The 1203-nt window shown below is 58.1% G+C and carries 1 protein-coding gene; it reads right to left on the bottom strand.

The window, feature by feature from the left end; translation table 11 throughout:
* Positions 1-147: 147 nt before the first annotated feature.
* Positions 148-855 (bottom strand): SOS response-associated peptidase family protein, encoded by a 708-nt coding sequence (locus tag C7C56_RS28850; RefSeq protein WP_181373158.1) that lies wholly within the window; start codon positions 853-855, stop codon positions 148-150.
* Positions 856-1203: the final 348 nt, after the last annotated feature.

Genomic DNA, 1203 nt, shown 5'->3' with positions numbered 1-1203 from the left:
ACTGGAGCTAAATGGATACCCCTTGCTTATGTACAGTCATTGAGGGTCACGGCCAAGTATCGTCAAATTATTTTTCGCACTTTCAGCCGGCGCCACGTGATGAAGAACTCTCAGCCGGCGCCGCGTTGAAGAACTCTCGCCACGGTTCTATGCCGGCTGACGGAGTGGCGCCGCCAGATGCGGCCCCTGGCTCTTGACATTGCCGACGGCGCGGTCGACCATGAACCATTCGTACGATCCGGGCCCGAGCGCCACCGAACATATCAGCTGCTCGGCCTGTTCCGGCTCGAGCGACGGGTCCAGCAAGAGCGCCGACCGGCGCGATATGTAGTGTAGGCGCACCGCCTTTGGAGGTTGTAATGCCAAACCCAGTCCCACCAAATGCACCAAGTAAGAACCCCGGTCAGCCTTCCGGTGGCGGTCGTGGAAACAACCCACCGAAAGGCAAATAAGTTGGCGGCCAGGCGGCCTCCGCCGCGTGGCCACACCAAGGAAAAGTCGGCGTCGCAGGCATTTTCGAAATTCCGCCATTATTCTGATAGTCACAGCCAGCTTGTCGACCGCGAGCTGGCTGGTGTCACCACTGCCACTGGCCGCAAAATGTGGAAGAGAGGTTGGTTGCTGCTGTGCAACCCGGTCATGCGTCAGCACATCGGCCAGCAAGAGTGAAATCAGCGCCGCTACCTTCACGGCTTCCGGGCCGGTAATGGTGGCTGTGCGCGGCGGCGTGGAAGTGCCGTGAATTCGGCGACATGAAAGTGCCTGGTCCTTTGGCCTTGATTTGATGTGTTTTTTGTGGGATTGGCGAACCGGGGATATGTAGACCTGACGACGAAATGCCCATGGATTGGGCATCGTCGTAAGTGCTTGGCGCTTAGTTGTAGCGGCTCGCATTTCAAACCGACTGTGCTCGCATTTGGCGCGTTTGCCGGCTCGAATTAACTGCAAATGAAAGTTGGCTCATGCTCACGCTATCTGCGAACGTGCTTGCAATCGACGGCGCCGGCTCGCATTCCATGGTGGCGTGCTCGCGCTAACTGCAGGCGCCGGACAGCCATGGATATCGTATCGTTGGGGTCTAGACAATCGGGCGACGATGTCTCAAAAGTGCCGTATCAACCCATGTGAGACACGAAAAGCGTCTCGATGGCAGCGCCTCGCATGGGTGTACCTCTCTTAGACGGCGGGATGAACGGAACGCGG

The sequence above is a fragment of the Massilia glaciei genome, from assembly GCF_003011895.2.
Taxonomy (GTDB): Bacteria; Pseudomonadota; Gammaproteobacteria; order Burkholderiales; family Burkholderiaceae_D; genus Telluria_A; species Telluria_A glaciei.
This window is presented reverse-complemented; position numbering and strand designations above follow the sequence as displayed.